The sequence below is a fragment of the Parabacteroides acidifaciens genome (assembly GCF_003363715.1).
Classification (GTDB): domain Bacteria; phylum Bacteroidota; class Bacteroidia; order Bacteroidales; family Tannerellaceae; genus Parabacteroides; species Parabacteroides acidifaciens.
The window spans coordinates 19,024-34,182 of sequence record NZ_QREV01000028.1; the positions used below are offsets into that span (position 1 = coordinate 19,024).

The window sequence follows — 15,159 nt, forward strand, 5'->3', positions numbered from 1 at the left end:
AATGGCGAAAGCAAAAACTGTCTATGTCTGCTCCAATTGCGGGGCTGACTCCCCGAAATGGATTGGGAAATGTCCTTCTTGCGGCGAGTGGAATACGTATGTCGAAGAGATCGTGGCAAAAGAGCCTGCCGGAAAGCGGGCGCTCTACGGCTTGCCGGACGGCGGCAAGGTACGGCCTGTATTGCTTTGCGACATCACTTCCGAAGAGGAATCGCGCATCGACCTGAGGGACCAGGAGCTGAACCGCATCCTCGGAGGCGGCCTGGTGAAAGGCTCGCTTGTCCTGATCGGAGGCGAACCGGGTATCGGGAAATCGACCCTCGTTCTGCAAACTGTTTTAGGATTGAACGGACTGAAAACGCTCTACGTCTCCGGCGAAGAGAGCAGTCGCCAGCTGAAACTCCGTGCCGACCGCATCGCCCACGAAAACCCGGACTGTTTTATCCTTTGCGAAACCAATCTTGAACAGATCTTCGTACAAGCCCAAAATGTACAGCCCGACCTGTTGATTATCGACTCGATACAAACCATTTATACGGAAGTCGTGGAGTCCTCTCCCGGCAGTATCACCCAAGTACGCGAATGCAGCGCGGCTATCCTGAAATATGCCAAGGAAAGCGGGACGCCCGTTCTTCTGATCGGCCATATCAACAAGGAAGGGAGCATTGCCGGCCCGAAGGTATTGGAACATATTGTCGACACGGTCCTGCAGTTCGAGGGAGACCAACACTATATGTACCGCATCCTCCGCAGCATCAAGAACCGTTTCGGGAGTACGGCCGAGTTGGGGATATACGAGATGCGGCAGGACGGGCTTCGCGAAGTCAGCAATCCTTCCGAACTGCTGCTGACGCAAAATCACGAAGGGCTGAGCGGCGTCGCCATCGCGGCGGCTATCGAAGGCGTCCGCCCTTTCCTGATCGAGACGCAGGCATTGGTGAGTTCCGCTGTCTACGGGACGCCCCAGCGCAGCGCGACGGGCTTCGACCTCAGACGTATGAATATGTTGCTGGCCGTGCTGGAAAAGCGCGCTGGCTTCAAGTTGGTCCAGAAAGATGTTTTCCTGAATATCGCCGGTGGCCTGAAGGTGAACGATCCGGCGATCGACCTGGCTGTGATCAGCGCCGTACTTTCTTCCAGTCTCGACATTACGATCGAGTCGGGTATCTGCATGTGTGGCGAAGTGGGGTTGTCGGGCGAGATACGTCCGGTGAACCGCATCGAGCAGCGTATCCTGGAAGCGGAGAAGTTGGGCTTCTCACGCATTATCATCCCGCACAATAACCTGAAAGGCTTCGACTCATCCAAGTGCAAGATTCAAATCATCCAGGTGCGCAAGGTGGAAGAGGCTTTCCGGCAATTGTTCGGATAAGTTATATTTATATGAGAAAAAGTGTTGTTTATCTATTTGTGAGTGTTTTCTTCCTGTTTACGAGCTGTGAGTATCAGTTAGGGGAGAATTTTGTGGAGATGGAAAATCACCAGGTTGACTCGGTCACGACGAGTGTGGATTTTTATGGTTTTATCCATGATTTGGAAAACGAGATCTATGTGGTGAAACATAGCGGGAATGTTGTATGCGAAATTTATCCGTTGCCCGGATTTGAAGTTGAGAAGCAAATCATCCGCTTAGGTGAATTGGAATGGGAAAGCGATGGAATCCGATGCGATTTTGTGCTGGACGTAGACCGGATTCCAAATGGTTCTTATGAGTTGTCGTGCGAAATCTTTGCACGGACAAATAGTGGGACGGTTGCCGGACAGGTCGGGACCGAACATTATGTAGAAAAGCGCAGTTGGCCTCTAAAGGTTGATGCGCGTAACGGGAGCGACAAACTCCTGCCGTATGAAATCAATGAAGAAGGGCATCCAGTCATATTCTGGGAAGTAGACGAATCGGAGCGTAACGGTTTCGATTACTACACAATCGAATATAGCATCGAGAATTATACATATATCCGGCGAAGTTACGATTTTGACCAGCGTTCTTTCGTAGACGAGAAATACACCGGTGGTGGCGGCACGTACGAGGTCTATATTTATTTCAAAGACGAGACCCATCGTCCTTATTCCCTTGGCAAGGCAGTTCTGGTAGCAAATATGTCTAACCTTGAAAACACCCCGGAGAAATGAAACGGATACTGCTTTTTATATGCCTCGTCTTATCTGCCGTCCGCTTCGGACAGGCACAATCGCTGACTGTCGAGTATAACATCGGACATGGTTCTTACCAGATGTCCGAAATGAAAGACCGGTTAAAAGATCTTGCACTCCCTGTTGTAAATGCCCAGACAACCGACAAGTTCCCCGGTTATGTCACCCAGGATACCCGCATCGGGATTGAATGGAAACGTAATCATGCAGGGGTGCTTTTCAACTATATGAATACGGCGGGGAAGAAAGGCGTAGCCGATTATTCGGGGCACTGCAACTATGAGTTACATAACAAAGGGTACAAATTAGGGGCTTTCTACCGCTTCCGCCTGACGAAGGAAGAACTGGGTATTTTCACCTTTGAGCCTTATGTACAGCTCTCGTCCGGTGTCGTGCTGACCAGAGGAAAAGAGCTCTACAGCTTGTTTATAGAGTCTGCTCCGGAAAGTAGCAACCAAAGTAAAAATAAATATTCCGGTACAAACATCTTTCTGGAACCAACTTTTGGTATTAAATTTGGCCTCTGCCGCAACATCGCGCTGAATCTGAGTGTCGGATACGAATGGGATGCGGTAAAAGAAGACTGCCAACTCGGAAATCCGAAATCCCCATTACCCGTAGAGGTCGACTGGAGTGGCTACCGGGCACAGGCTGGTTTGGTTTTTTATTTGAATCTGAAGAAGTAACAATGATACAAGAATTACAACTCCGTATATTGCCCGAAGAGGCTGCAAACGAACAGTCGTTGAAACAGGTTGTTGCCCGTGAGACGGGGACATCCGTTCCGCATATCCTGGCTGTCCGGGTACTGAAACGTTCGATCGATGCGCGCCAGCGGACAATCTATGTGAATGTAAAACTGCGTGTTTTCATCGACGAACAGCCGGACGAACCGGAATACCAATCGGTGGAATATAAAGATGTTTCAGCTGGCAAAACAGTTATCGTGGTAGGCGCTGGCCCGGGAGGTCTGTTTGCAGCTCTCCGCCTGATCGAACTTGGTTTGCGTCCTGTCGTGATCGAACGTGGAAAGAATGTTCGTGAACGAAAGAAAGATATCGCCCTGATCAGCCGCGAGCATAAAGTGAACAGCGAATCGAATTATAGTTTTGGTGAAGGAGGTGCCGGAGCATATTCGGATGGCAAGCTCTACACCCGTAGCAAGAAGCGCGGTTCGGTCGACAAGATCCTGAATATCTTTTGCCAATTTGGTGCCAGCACATCGATCCTGGCAGACGCCCATCCGCATATCGGAACAGATAAACTGCCGCGCGTGATCGAAAATATTCGGGAGCAAATTATCCGCTGCGGTGGCGAAGTTCATTTTGAAACACGCATGGATGCCCTGATCATCCATGGCGAAGAGGTTGCCGGCGTGGAAACCAATACAGGCAAAAGCTTCTACGGTCCGGTCATCCTGGCAACAGGTCATTCCGCACGTGATGTCTACCGCTACTTACACGACCGGCAGATCCCAATCGAAGCAAAAGGCATTGCTGTCGGGGTCCGCCTGGAACATCCTCAGATGCTGATCGATCAGATCCAATATCATCGCAAGGAAGGAAGAGGGGAATATCTGCCGGCTGCCGAATATAGCTTCGTTACGCAGGTCAACGGACGGGGAGTTTACTCTTTCTGCATGTGCCCCGGCGGCTTTGTCGTTCCAGCAGCCAGTGGCCCAAAACAGGTGGTGGTCAATGGGATGTCGCCATCCAACCGGGGGTCTCGTTGGGCTAATTCCGGAATGGTTGTGGAGATTCGTCCGGAAGATTTTCCTTCGGACTCCCCCTTGGGATTAATGGAATTTCAGGAACATCTGGAAGAACTCAGCTGGCTGAATGGCGGGATGAAGCAGACTGCTCCCGCACAGCGAATGGCAGATTTTATCAATAAGAAAAATTCTTTTGATCTTCCGGAATCTTCTTATACACCGGGATTATTGGCTTCTCCGCTACATTTTTGGATGCCGGAATTTGTAACAGGCCGGCTACGTGAAGGCTTCCGTTATTTCGGAAAAGTATCTAAGGGATTCCTGACCAACGAAGCATTGATGATCGGGGTGGAAACACGCACCTCATCGCCTGTCCGCATACTGCGCGACAAAGAGAGCTTCCAACATGTAACGTTAAAAGGCCTTTTTCCATGTGGTGAAGGTGCCGGATATGCGGGTGGAATTGTTTCTGCTGCGATCGACGGTGAACGCTGTGCGGAAGGTGCTGGCCATTATTTGGACAACCAATAGGGGAAGTCTATAATATCTTCTTTTTCAGTTTACAATACCAGGCATTACTGATACCCATATACCGGGCAATGTATTTATCGGGCACACGGTTGATCATCCAAGCATAATTTGCATAGAGAAACTGGATGAACTCTTCAGCGGTAGAGGACAGACGGACAGCCAGCAAAACATCCAGCTTATAGATGATCGTCAGCATGACATTCTGGTAATAGGAAGCGAACAACGGATAACGAAAAGAAAGATCTTCAATATGGCTACGGGAAAAGCAAAGCAATTCTCCTGCTTCAAGTGCCTTAATTTCGAACTCGGAAGGCTGTTTCGTAAAATAACCAATGGCAGACAGGAACGGAAACATATTATCGGCCGCAAAACCGGTGACACATTCGTTACCGTTCTCGTTTACATATAAATTAATGAATAGTCCTTTGTTGATGAAATAGGCATCCTGACACAACTCACCCGTACGCAACAGGTAATCTCCTTTTTTCACTGAAATCACTTTGGCATGGTCTTCCAGTTCGTCCAGGAAAGCTTCATCGCGAGCGAGAGCTTCCGGCAGATCGGCAAGGAGTCGCGCGAAATGAGCATCTGTTTCCATCGTTATTTCTCAAGTGTGAAACTTTTACGTCCGATCAGGTTGCCGTCTGCAAATACGTCTACCCGGTAGGTTCCAGGGGAAAGGAATTCTTCGATATTCCAATACATGGTTACCGGCAGTTCTTCACCGTCATATTCAACCAGCTTCTTCATGGAGTAATTGATTTCTTTTCCTTCAAAGGTAAAGACATCGGCACGGCTCTTTAACAGGATGTCATCGTCAGGCTTCATGATACGCACATAGATCGTTTTTTCACCAACCGGAGCCGTAATATTTTTAGCAATACGGAAATCAACGACAAACTGCTCCATCTTTTTGATCACCTTCGCCTTCTTCCCACGACTGGTTACAGGGGTTACAGTGATTCCTGTCGCGTCCAACCGGCTTGCCAGCGTAACACGTTCTGTCAACTTTTCCTTTTCCTTCTTTAGCGTAGTGGCTGTAGAAGAAGCCTGCTGATATTTCTTTACGGCTTCATTCTTTTCAACCTTCAATTGTTCATTCGCACGATTCAAAGAGTCGATCTGAACGACATAGTTACGCATGATCTTACGTAACGTCTGCAATTCCTTTTTCAAACGGGCAATCTCTTTTGTATTGGTAGCTTTGACAGTCCGGAGCTCTTCTTGCAGACGTTGAACTTTAGCCTGTTCGGTCGACAGCAAGTTCAACAGCGAATCATTGCCTATATTAAATTTATATCCTTCGTACTGGAGAGATAATTCATTAAATTCATCTTCCAGCGATTCCTTATCCAACACATAAGCTTGTTCCAACTCTTGCATCTGCTGCTTCTGATGGAAAATATAATAGCAGGCTCCGGCAATAATTAGCAGTAGCACAACCACTGCCATGATCAATAATGAAAGCTTATTTATTTCTTTTGTTTCTTTCTTTTCTGTATCCATACTGTCACTGTTAAAAATGAACACGCAAAGGTAGTAAAAATGATTTAAGTTCCGAATATTATTCCTACCTTTGTGCCACTCAATTAAATAATAATTTGCATGCACGAGAAACTTATTATTCTTGATTTCGGCTCGCAAACAACTCAATTAATAGGACGTAGAGTCCGTGAGTTGAATATGTATTGCGAGATTGTCCCCTACAACAAATTCCCACATGATGCTACAGATGTGAAAGGTGTAATCCTTTCCGGAAGTCCTTATTCAGTATATGATGCCAATGCATTTAAAGCTGATTTAAGTGAAATACGAGGTAAATATCCCGTATTGGGAATCTGTTATGGAGCCCAATTCCTGGCTTATACATCCGGCGGGAATGTCGAACCGGCAAACTCCCGTGAATACGGACGTGCCAACCTGTCTCACATCGCGGGCACAGACGAGCTGTTGAAAGGTATCAATGTCGGCTCACAAATCTGGATGTCTCACGGAGACACAATCACCGTCCTTCCTGAAAACTTCAAGGTTATCGCCAGTACAGACGATGTGAAAGCTGCCGCTTATCATGTAGAAGGTGAAAAGACTTGGGGCGTACAGTTCCACCCGGAAGTATTCCATACGACCGACGGGACTAAACTGTTAGACAATTTCCTGAATATCTGCGGATGTGCCAAAGACTGGACACCGGCTTCTTTCATCGAATCGACAGTTGCAGAACTGAAGGAACAACTGGGTGACGATAAAGTGATCCTGGCTCTTTCCGGCGGTGTGGATTCTTCCGTTACAGCCGTTCTGTTGAACAAGGCGATCGGAAAAAACCTGACATGTATCTTTGTAGACCATGGCTTACTGCGCAAGAATGAGTTTGAGAATGTATTGAAAGATTACGAACATCTGGGATTGAACGTAATTGGAGTAAATGCAAAAGAAAAATTCTATAAGGAACTGGCCGGAGTCTCCGACCCGGAAAAGAAACGTAAAATCATCGGCAAAGGTTTCATCGACGTATTCGACGAAGAGGCCCACAAGCTGAAAGATATCAAATGGCTGGGTCAAGGTACGATCTATCCGGATGTAATCGAATCGCTCTCCATCACCGGAACGGTTATCAAGAGCCATCACAACGTAGGCGGTCTGCCTGCCAAAATGAACCTGAAGCTGATCGAACCATTGCGTCTGCTGTTCAAAGACGAGGTGCGCCGCGTGGGTATGGAATTAGGAATGCAACCGCACCTGATCAAACGCCATCCCTTCCCCGGTCCCGGTCTGGGCATCCGTATTTTAGGTGACATCACGCCTGAAAAGGTACGGATCCTGCAAGATGCTGACGATATCTATATGTCGCTGATGCGTGAATGGGGATTATACGACAAGATCTGGCAGGCCGGAGTAATCCTCCTCCCGATTCAATCTGTCGGTGTTATGGGTGACGAACGCACATACGAAAACACGGTTGCTTTACGTGCTGTTACTTCTACAGATGCCATGACCGCTGATTGGGCACAACTCCCCTATGAATTCCTCGCAAAGGTTTCCAACGAAATCATTAACAAGGTCAAAGGTGTAAACCGCGTAGTGTACGACATCAGCTCGAAGCCACCAGCTACGATCGAATGGGAATAAGCCTCTTAAAAACATTTATAAAGCCTGGTATTCATGTTATACCGGGCTTTTATTTTGCCTTGAAATGAAAAAATCATATATTTGCCTCAAGTATAACATAATGTAAAATCAATAAAATCAAGAATCACATGAAACAAGATATGATTGTTATCCTGGACCTGGGCAGTCATGAAAACACAGTGTTGGCACGTGCAATCCGTGCATTGGGCGTTTATAGCGAAATCTATCCGCATGACATAACAGCAGAAGAGTTGAAGGCACTGCCGAATGTAAAAGGTGTTATCATCAACGGCGGTCCTAACCATATTATCGACGGTGTTGCAATCGACGTTAATCCGGATATTTATACGATTGGCATTCCTGTAATGGCAGCAGGCCACGAGAAAGCATTATGCGAAGTCAAATTAGAAGAATTCAAGGATGACGTAGAAGCAATCAAGGATGCTGTAAAGTCTTTCGTATTCGACACTTGTAAGGCGGAAGCAAACTGGAATATGACTAATTTCGTCAATGACCAGATCGAACTGGTCAGACGCCAGGTTGGAGACAAGAAAGTCTTGTTGGCGTTATCCGGCGGTGTTGACAGTTCAGTCGTTGCCGCCCTGTTATTGAAAGCGATCGGCGACAAACTGGTTTGCGTACACGTAAATCATGGTCTGATGCGTAAAGGTGAGTCGGAAGCTGTGGTCGAAATATTCAAAAACCAATTGAAGGCAAACCTGATCTATGTAGATGTAACGGACCGTTTCCTTGATAAATTAGTAGATGTCGCCGATCCCGAACAGAAACGTAAAATTATCGGTGGCGAATTTATCCGCGTCTTTGAAGAAGAAGCCCGTAAGTTGGATGGTATCGACTTCCTGGGACAGGGAACTATTTATCCGGATATCGTGGAAAGCGGAACCAAGACTGCCAAAATGGTCAAATCCCACCATAATGTAGGCGGCCTGCCCGACGACTTGAAATTCGAACTGGTAGAACCGCTGCGCCAATTGTTTAAGGACGAAGTTCGTGCTTGCGGTTTGGAATTAGGCTTGCCATACGAGATGGTTTATCGCCAGCCGTTCCCCGGACCAGGCTTAGGCGTACGTTGCTTAGGAGCGATCACCCGTGACAGACTGGAAGCCGTACGTGAAGCAGATGCCATCCTGCGTGAAGAGTTCCAGAATGCCGGCTTGGATAAGAAAGTATGGCAGTATTTTACAGTCGTACCCGATTTCAAGTCTGTAGGCGTACGGGATAATGCCCGGTCTTTTGAATGGCCTGTTATCATCCGTGCCGTCAATACGGTAGATGCCATGACGGCGACCATCGAACCGGTAGATTGGCCTATTTTGATGAAAATAACAGACCGTATCCTGAAAGAAGTTAAAAACGTAAACCGCGTCTGCTACGATATGTCCCCAAAACCCAATGCAACGATCGAGTGGGAATAAATACAAATCCATAAAATAAAGAAAACTCCCCTACCGCTCTTTCTATTAAAGAGAATGACAAGGGAGTTTTCTTTAAACTTTTCCGATCTTCCGTACCACCCGACAAGGGTTACCAACGGCAAGTGAATTATCAGGTATATCTTTCGTCACTACACTGCCGGCACCGATTACAACATTATCGCCAACAGTGACACCGGGAAGAATAATCACACCCGCACCTATCCAAACATTATGACCGATTGTGACCGGATAAGCATATTCCAATCCCTGATTGCGTTGTGAGACATTCAACGGATGCCCTGCTGTATAGATTCCGACATTAGGAGCAATAAAAGCATTATCACCAATCTTCACTTTTGCTCCATCCAATATAACCAAATTGACATTGGCATAGAAATTTTCTCCTATCTCTATATTATATCCGTAGTCACAAGCAAAAGGAGGTTCTATAATGAGGCTCTCTCCTGTCCTCCCCAAAAGTTTCTTCAGGAGTTCCGTCCGCTCTGTCTGTTGTGAAGGGCGCAAACGGTTATAATCGTAAAGCTGTTCTTTAGCTGTTTCACGATCTGACAACAATTCGGGATCATAGTTTGCATCATATAGCAGGCCCAGGTTGCATTTCTCTTTTTCGGTCATTATCTGTTTCTTTATTACTTTGGCAAAAATAAGAATTATTTTAATTCACGTGGACTTTTTCTCATTCGCCAGAAGCTTTCAATTCGCTCAAGGGTAACACCTTTTGTCTCCGGTATATAAAAATATCCCCAGATTAATGCCAAAAAAGCAATCCCTCCATATAGCCAAAAAGCACCAGCAGGATTACCCAGATATTCACCATCCAACAGAATCTCTTTGCCTGGTATAGTCAATACATTGACAATTTTAAAGAAAGTGAATGAAACAATACTATTAAACAACCAAACAGATAACGATCCTAATGACACTCCTAATCCACGTAATTTCTGAGGGAATATTTCCGAAATAATCAACCATCCCAAAGGCCCTATGCTTATTGCGAAGAATGCTACATAACAGAGTATAAGTAGAATTGTTAGCCACTTGACAAATTCTCCTAACAGATTGCCTCCCAGAAAACATAACCCTAACAGTAATAAAGAAACAGTTATTCCGGACAATCCTATAAAATAAAGCTTTCTTCTCCCCAAGCGATCCACAAAATAAACAGACACAATCGTAAATATAACATTCACTAATCCAACCACTACAGAAGCCCAAATAGCAGCAACTGTTCCATCAAAGCCAGCCATTAGAAAAATCTTGGGACTATAATAGATTACAGTATTAATTCCGACAAATTGTTGGAAGAACATAATCCCTATGCAAATGAAAAGTGGTGTCCTCAACCAAGGTTGTAAGAGCTCTTTCCAACCAGATTTTTCCATCTCGTTCCTTTTTATTTCTTCTTGCATCTGTAACAGGGAAATCCTCGCTTGCTCTTTCCCTTCTATTTTATTCAAAATATCTACACATTCATTATGCCTTCCCCTACTCATCAGCCAACGAGGAGTTTCTGGCATAAAAGCCATGCCCACTAATAAAACACAAGCAGGTATGACACCGACATAAAACATGGGGCGCCAACAAGATATATCATTTTCATCCGCAAAAAACAAATCAGATAAATAAGAGACCAATACACCAATGGTAACCATCAACTGAAACATAGAAACAAGCATACCCCTCACTTTTGCCGGAGAAATTTCAGCAATGTACAAAGGTACCGCAAATGAAGATACTCCTATTGCTATTCCAAGAAAAAGACGAGCCAAAATTAAATTCCAAGCATCTACTGCAATTCCTGACCAAATCGCGCCTACTGCAAAAATAATGGCAGAAGCCAATATCACTTTCTTACGTCCTAATCGATCTGTTATTTTACCACAAAACAAGGCACCCAGAATTGCCCCCAACAAACCGGCAGATGTAACTAACTCAATCGTACTATCATCTATTCCAAAATCTTTTTGAAAAAATGGAATCGCTCCTGAAATCACCCCTGTATCAAAGCCAAAAAGCAGACCTCCGGTAGCAGCTATAACAGCTATAATATAAACCAACATACTATTGTGCCCTGTTTCCATGATATCTAAAATTACAAACTAAATTATTTTTATGGAATAAAATTTATCCAGTATTCCTTTCTTAGTTGAGGAGACGGAACAAACAAGAAAGTATCAGGATTTTCTTCAAAAGTATCATATATGGACTTGTTTTTCTTTATACCTAAATCCGTATAATCCGATGGTAATTTACATATCAATTTGGAAGACTGATAACAAGGATTTGCGACCCATTGAATCTCATCAAATTCGTTAAAAACCGGATACCAAGCAATACCTTTATGTTTCCTCACTCCATCATACACAAATCCATATTCGCGATCACACCAAGCACCAAATGTCAAAGGTTTATTAGGATTGGCACTAATAGTCGCATGCGTCCAATAAGGGGGAACCACCACTACATCTCCAGGTTTGGCATAAACAGCAAAGCAGCGTCCCGGATTATCTTCTGCATATTCCTGTATATAAATAATCGCCTCTCCGGACCATATTTCATATACTTCAGGAGTCGACCAATTACTGAAAGGAGAAACCTTATGAATATGCCCCTGGCTTCGAATAGGCTCAGTTCCTAATTTCCCAGCAGCATAAGTCACGACTCCATACAACAAATGCATCGAATTGAGTAGTTCCCTATGATTTTTTTTACCGACATCCATAGCAATGGAATAAACAATCTCCGGTCCCTCACAATTCGGATCCAACAAACTCTTCGAGATGTCGTTCAATTTACGATTCTCTACCTGAGGACCAAAAATATCAGGGCCATAAATAAATCCCATAGGACTTTCAGTTGCCTTGATATCAAGCCCTGGATCAAAAAAAAGTTCACACATGATGTTTTACAAAAGCTTTAATTGTGGCACATTCTGTTCCTTCCGATTCTCCAAACGGACGAATTGTATATTCTCTGACCGCTTCCGGTATGATAAATGTTTCTGCATAATGAACAACAAACGGTTCAAAAGATCCGGAAGGGCTTTCAACAACAACTTCTCTCCCTTCAACCAAGTTTAATACATTGACACTGCCGCTCGTATGATGCAAAACTGGTTTTGTAAACCAATGTCTTCGTGTCTCAATAAATTCACATTCATGCAAACCAGTATGTTCCTCCCTCCATCCATCTCCTTCTGCAACAAAAGCAACTTGATTAAGAACTTCTTTTCTCACCCATGATTCCGTACGATTCCATTGAATTACATTCTTTCCATGCTCTATATTTATAGGTCTGGGACGTCCGTCCAACCCTAAACGTCCCCAATCCCATAATTTAAATGTAAAGATATAAGGAGTCGCACTGATCTCAAGTACCATGCCGTTTGCTCCGGAACAATGGACTGTTCCCCCCGGTATCAAGACGTGGTCATGTTTTTTCACAGGATAGCGTCCTACAAACTTTTCGGCATCGAATTTCCCGGAAATTTGGGCATCTTCCAATGCTTTAATCATACCCTTCGAATCAACATTCTCCTTTAGCCCCAAATAGACCACAGCATCTTCTCCCGCATCTAACAAATAATAACTTTCATCCTGTGTATAATGCATGCCGAACTTTTCTTGGATATATTCAGTCAGCGGATGTACCTGCAAGCTTAAATTACCTCCTTGCATCGTATCCAAGAAATCAAATCGAATCGGAAACTCATCACCAAAACGAGCATGTACCGGATCTCCCAATAATTCACGGGGATGAGCAAACACCAAATTAATAGAAGGTATTTCAAACTTGATATTGCCAAAAGATAAAAATAAACTATTCTCTTCCGGAACACAATCAAAACACCAGGCATAATTAGCAATACTTCTATCCAAATCACACACTTCTTTCATCCATTGTCCACCCCATGGTCCCGGATCAAAAAAAGGGACCACACGAAATGGCTGTTTTATAGCTTGCTCCAATCCCGCACGAACAGCATCCCCTGTTGCCATTTTGGGTTCCCCGGCTTTATTGGTATCAAGAACATAGTCCCAATGGGGCATTAATCTCTTTTTGAAACGATCACAAATACGCCAATCTACAAAGAAACCTCTTTTATACTGCAATGCAGATCGCTCAGTCCGATTTTCCACCCCTACATTACTAATTTCATTCCTTCGAAAGCGCATCTGGATTTCCCAACGAGCCATATCTGCATACACTAATAAATCGGTTTCTGGCTGAATATAAGCAGCTCCTGTACCATAAACAATAACAAGTCCTTGTTTCCGGTCTATTTTATTCCGTAAATCACAAACTTTCTGTTCATCAAAATAGCAGTCTATGCTAAAACGTGTCATATAACCAAATAGCTCATCATCCGTTATATCCGCTTGCAACTTAACATTTAGCTCTTGCTCCGACAGCATGCCTTCGGAGGAATCAATAAAAAAAGCATCAGGAAATGCCAAACAGAATTGCTTTTTCACCTCATCATGAAGTATTCCCTGATAGCATTCCACAACCAATATCTTACGGGGTTTATCTATTGCATTCAACCGTTGATTCAAGACGTTTACAATATTCGCCCACCCTAAATAGCAAGAAGATATATATATATCCGGCACATTAACCGATGGATATTTATTATAATTAGATTTTTTATGCAGATAAGATTTCATTCCTTCTTTTTTTATTTTTAAAACAATATTCTGATGCCAATATCGCTGCATTATCACCAAGTTCAGATGCCAATATTTTAACAACTGAACTTGGACACCAAGCTAACTTTCCTACACGTTCACGGATATAGGGAAGTATTACATCTTTACTTTTCATCACTCCACCCCCTAAAACAATAACCTGAGGATCATAAGCATGTATATAAGTAATTATGGCTGCACTCCACACATCCATACATTCATTACGTACGATTAAAGCATCTACATCTCCATGAGAGGCCCAATTAAAGATTTTCTCAAAATCGTAATTGTCAGCGTTTTCCCTAAACGAAGCAGATAACTTCGGATTTTCCTTTATTATGTAAGGAAGGAAAAAAGAGGAGGAAAGAGCCTCTACACATCCTACATTACCACAACTACATTTACGCCCCTTATAATCGATTACGAAATGCCCACCCAATGAACCGGCCTGATAATGCTCCCCATACAGAACACGCCCATCCAAAACAACACCAGTACCAATTCCAGTACCAATTGTCATCATTACAACATTATTCAAACCTTGTGCAGCTCCGCATTCCCATTCCCCAATAGTAGCCAGTCGCGTATCATTATCCATATAAAAAGGGACGCCCCAATTCAATTCGCACCATAATCTCAAATTTAAATCACAAGCATCATCATATTTGTCATTTGTTGCCAAAACCTGATAATGCTTCACATCCACAATCCCCGGAAAAGCCAAACTTATACCTGCCAGATCTGTAATTTGAACTCCGCTATTATACAATAAATTATTTATCGTATCTTTTATTTCTGGTAAATTATTTCTAAGTCCTTTCTCTGAATGAGCCGGCAAAACTTTAAAGTTTAACACCTTACCAGATTCAACCAAACCTATTTTAACAAAAGTTCCTCCCAAATCAATTCCTATAGTATACATATCCAGACCTTTCATAATAAAGTGGGAACCCCATTTACATCCATCAAACTACGCGCAAACCCTTCTGCTGCAATTGTCGCATAATCATGTCCGGCATCAGAAGGCCAACAAGCAGAAAAAACTAATTTTTGATAACCTATATTGGCTACACGATGTGCGACTTTCCCGGGAATATAATGCAAACTACCCGGAAACATTCGTTCGGCCCATACATTTCTTTGCTCATCCATTAGGATTAGCATGCCTTCTCCCTCAACTCCCCAATAAAATTCAGCACGATTGCTATTGGTATGAAAATGCCCTTTAGTCATAAAAAATTCTTGCCCTACTTTACCCGGATAAAGTAATGTGATCCCCATAAACAGTCCCCCTGGTGTATTTTCCACAACAGGAAGAAAACTACTGACCTGATAAATAATCCGGTCTCTATCCATTTGCTCAAAAGCATCCTTATCTTGGAATACACCATCCAAATCCCCCAATAAACGAGTTGATTTTACAACATTTTCTCCTGTAAGACAATTATTGGTAAAAAAAACTTCAGGTACATAAATATTATCTACTTTCATA

Annotated in this window: 14 protein-coding genes; 6 read left to right on the forward strand and 8 right to left on the reverse strand. The window is 43.9% G+C overall.

Annotation, left to right across the window (positions count from 1 at the left end):
• Window position 1 precedes the first annotated feature (1 nt).
• Genes radA through DWU89_RS12295 form a run of 4 tightly spaced genes read left to right on the forward strand, consistent with a single transcriptional unit; the run spans window position 2 to window position 4,396 of the window.
• A complete protein-coding gene (radA, locus tag DWU89_RS12280) occupies window positions 2–1,372 on the forward strand; it encodes a DNA repair protein RadA (protein WP_115499932.1) in 1,371 nt (456 codons plus the stop codon).
• Window positions 1,373–1,383: 11 nt separating this feature from the next.
• Window positions 1,384–2,133 (forward strand): hypothetical protein, encoded by a 750-nt coding sequence (locus tag DWU89_RS12285; protein ID WP_147292114.1) that lies wholly within the window; start codon window positions 1,384–1,386, stop codon window positions 2,131–2,133.
• On the forward strand, window positions 2,130–2,840 hold the full coding sequence (locus tag DWU89_RS12290; protein WP_115499934.1) for a hypothetical protein: 711 nt from the start codon (window positions 2,130–2,132) through the stop codon (window positions 2,838–2,840). Before DWU89_RS12285 ends, DWU89_RS12290 begins: the two co-directional genes overlap by 4 nt.
• 2 nt (window positions 2,841–2,842) lie before the next feature.
• Entirely contained in the window at window positions 2,843–4,396 is a 1,554-nt protein-coding gene (locus tag DWU89_RS12295; RefSeq protein ID WP_115499935.1) for an NAD(P)/FAD-dependent oxidoreductase, read from the forward strand.
• A 7-nt stretch (window positions 4,397–4,403) separates the two neighbouring features.
• Here the strand turns inward: DWU89_RS12295 and DWU89_RS12300 are convergent, their stop codons facing one another.
• Together DWU89_RS12300 and DWU89_RS12305 are read right to left on the reverse strand one after the other, a co-directional pair.
• Complete coding sequence (locus DWU89_RS12300) at window positions 4,404–4,994, reverse strand: Crp/Fnr family transcriptional regulator (protein ID WP_115499936.1); 591 nt, start codon at window positions 4,992–4,994, stop codon at window positions 4,404–4,406.
• Window positions 4,995–4,996: 2 nt separating this feature from the next.
• A complete protein-coding gene (locus tag DWU89_RS12305; RefSeq protein WP_115499963.1) occupies window positions 4,997–5,902 on the reverse strand; it encodes a hypothetical protein in 906 nt (301 codons plus the stop codon).
• A 99-nt stretch (window positions 5,903–6,001) separates the two neighbouring features.
• Here DWU89_RS12305 and guaA (DWU89_RS12310) point away from each other — a divergent pair, with 99 nt between their 5' ends.
• Both guaA (DWU89_RS12310) and guaA (DWU89_RS12315) read left to right on the forward strand, forming a co-directional pair.
• Complete coding sequence (gene guaA / locus DWU89_RS12310; protein WP_115499937.1) at window positions 6,002–7,522, forward strand: glutamine-hydrolyzing GMP synthase; 1,521 nt, start codon at window positions 6,002–6,004, stop codon at window positions 7,520–7,522.
• A 128-nt stretch (window positions 7,523–7,650) separates the two neighbouring features.
• Window positions 7,651–8,958 (forward strand): glutamine-hydrolyzing GMP synthase, encoded by a 1,308-nt coding sequence (gene guaA / locus DWU89_RS12315; protein ID WP_115499938.1) that lies wholly within the window; start codon window positions 7,651–7,653, stop codon window positions 8,956–8,958.
• A gap of 72 nt (window positions 8,959–9,030) precedes the next feature.
• On the opposite strand, the gene DWU89_RS12320 is transcribed toward guaA (DWU89_RS12315), so the two are convergent.
• The 6 genes from DWU89_RS12320 to DWU89_RS12345 are packed head-to-tail and all read right to left on the reverse strand — an operon-like array spanning window position 9,031 to window position 15,158.
• A complete protein-coding gene (locus tag DWU89_RS12320) occupies window positions 9,031–9,594 on the reverse strand; it encodes a sugar O-acetyltransferase (RefSeq protein WP_115499939.1) in 564 nt (187 codons plus the stop codon).
• 35 nt (window positions 9,595–9,629) lie between these two features.
• Complete coding sequence (locus tag DWU89_RS12325; protein ID WP_115499940.1) at window positions 9,630–11,060, reverse strand: sugar porter family MFS transporter; 1,431 nt, start codon at window positions 11,058–11,060, stop codon at window positions 9,630–9,632.
• 29 nt (window positions 11,061–11,089) lie between these two features.
• Window positions 11,090–11,878 (reverse strand): glucose-6-phosphate isomerase family protein, encoded by a 789-nt coding sequence (locus DWU89_RS12330; RefSeq protein WP_115499941.1) that lies wholly within the window; start codon window positions 11,876–11,878, stop codon window positions 11,090–11,092.
• A complete protein-coding gene (locus DWU89_RS12335) occupies window positions 11,871–13,646 on the reverse strand; it encodes a class I mannose-6-phosphate isomerase (protein ID WP_115499942.1) in 1,776 nt (591 codons plus the stop codon). The genes DWU89_RS12330 and DWU89_RS12335 overlap by 8 nt, the downstream gene beginning before the upstream one ends.
• Window positions 13,627–14,589 (reverse strand): ROK family protein, encoded by a 963-nt coding sequence (locus DWU89_RS12340; RefSeq protein ID WP_115499964.1) that lies wholly within the window; start codon window positions 14,587–14,589, stop codon window positions 13,627–13,629. Before DWU89_RS12340 ends, DWU89_RS12335 begins: the two co-directional genes overlap by 20 nt.
• An 11-nt stretch (window positions 14,590–14,600) precedes the next feature.
• Window positions 14,601–15,158, reverse strand: a complete 558-nt coding sequence (locus DWU89_RS12345) for a glucose-6-phosphate isomerase family protein (protein ID WP_115499965.1) — start codon at window positions 15,156–15,158, stop codon at window positions 14,601–14,603.
• Window position 15,159: the final 1 nt, after the last annotated feature.

Excerpts from the sequence above, each read along its gene's own strand:
- guaA (WP_115499938.1), top strand. The coding sequence starts at position 7,651 with ATGAAACAAGATATGATTGTTATCCTGGACCTGGGCAGTCATGAAAAC.
- DWU89_RS12320 (WP_115499939.1), bottom strand. The coding sequence starts at position 9,594 with ATGACCGAAAAAGAGAAATGCAACCTGGGCCTGCTATATGATGCAAAC.
- guaA (WP_115499937.1), top strand. The coding sequence starts at position 6,002 with ATGCACGAGAAACTTATTATTCTTGATTTCGGCTCGCAAACAACTCAA.
- DWU89_RS12295 (WP_115499935.1), top strand. The coding sequence starts at position 2,843 with ATGATACAAGAATTACAACTCCGTATATTGCCCGAAGAGGCTGCAAAC.
- DWU89_RS12290 (WP_115499934.1), top strand. The coding sequence starts at position 2,130 with ATGAAACGGATACTGCTTTTTATATGCCTCGTCTTATCTGCCGTCCGC.
- DWU89_RS12330 (WP_115499941.1), bottom strand. The coding sequence starts at position 11,878 with ATGTGTGAACTTTTTTTTGATCCAGGGCTTGATATCAAGGCAACTGAA.
- DWU89_RS12285 (WP_147292114.1), top strand. The coding sequence starts at position 1,384 with ATGAGAAAAAGTGTTGTTTATCTATTTGTGAGTGTTTTCTTCCTGTTT.
- DWU89_RS12325 (WP_115499940.1), bottom strand. The coding sequence starts at position 11,060 with ATGGAAACAGGGCACAATAGTATGTTGGTTTATATTATAGCTGTTATA.
- DWU89_RS12345 (WP_115499965.1), bottom strand. The coding sequence starts at position 15,158 with ATGAAAGTAGATAATATTTATGTACCTGAAGTTTTTTTTACCAATAAT.
- DWU89_RS12335 (WP_115499942.1), bottom strand. The coding sequence starts at position 13,646 with ATGAAATCTTATCTGCATAAAAAATCTAATTATAATAAATATCCATCG.
- DWU89_RS12305 (WP_115499963.1), bottom strand. The coding sequence starts at position 5,902 with ATGGATACAGAAAAGAAAGAAACAAAAGAAATAAATAAGCTTTCATTA.
- DWU89_RS12300 (WP_115499936.1), bottom strand. The coding sequence starts at position 4,994 with ATGGAAACAGATGCTCATTTCGCGCGACTCCTTGCCGATCTGCCGGAA.
- DWU89_RS12340 (WP_115499964.1), bottom strand. The coding sequence starts at position 14,589 with ATGTATACTATAGGAATTGATTTGGGAGGAACTTTTGTTAAAATAGGT.
- radA (WP_115499932.1), top strand. The coding sequence starts at position 2 with ATGGCGAAAGCAAAAACTGTCTATGTCTGCTCCAATTGCGGGGCTGAC.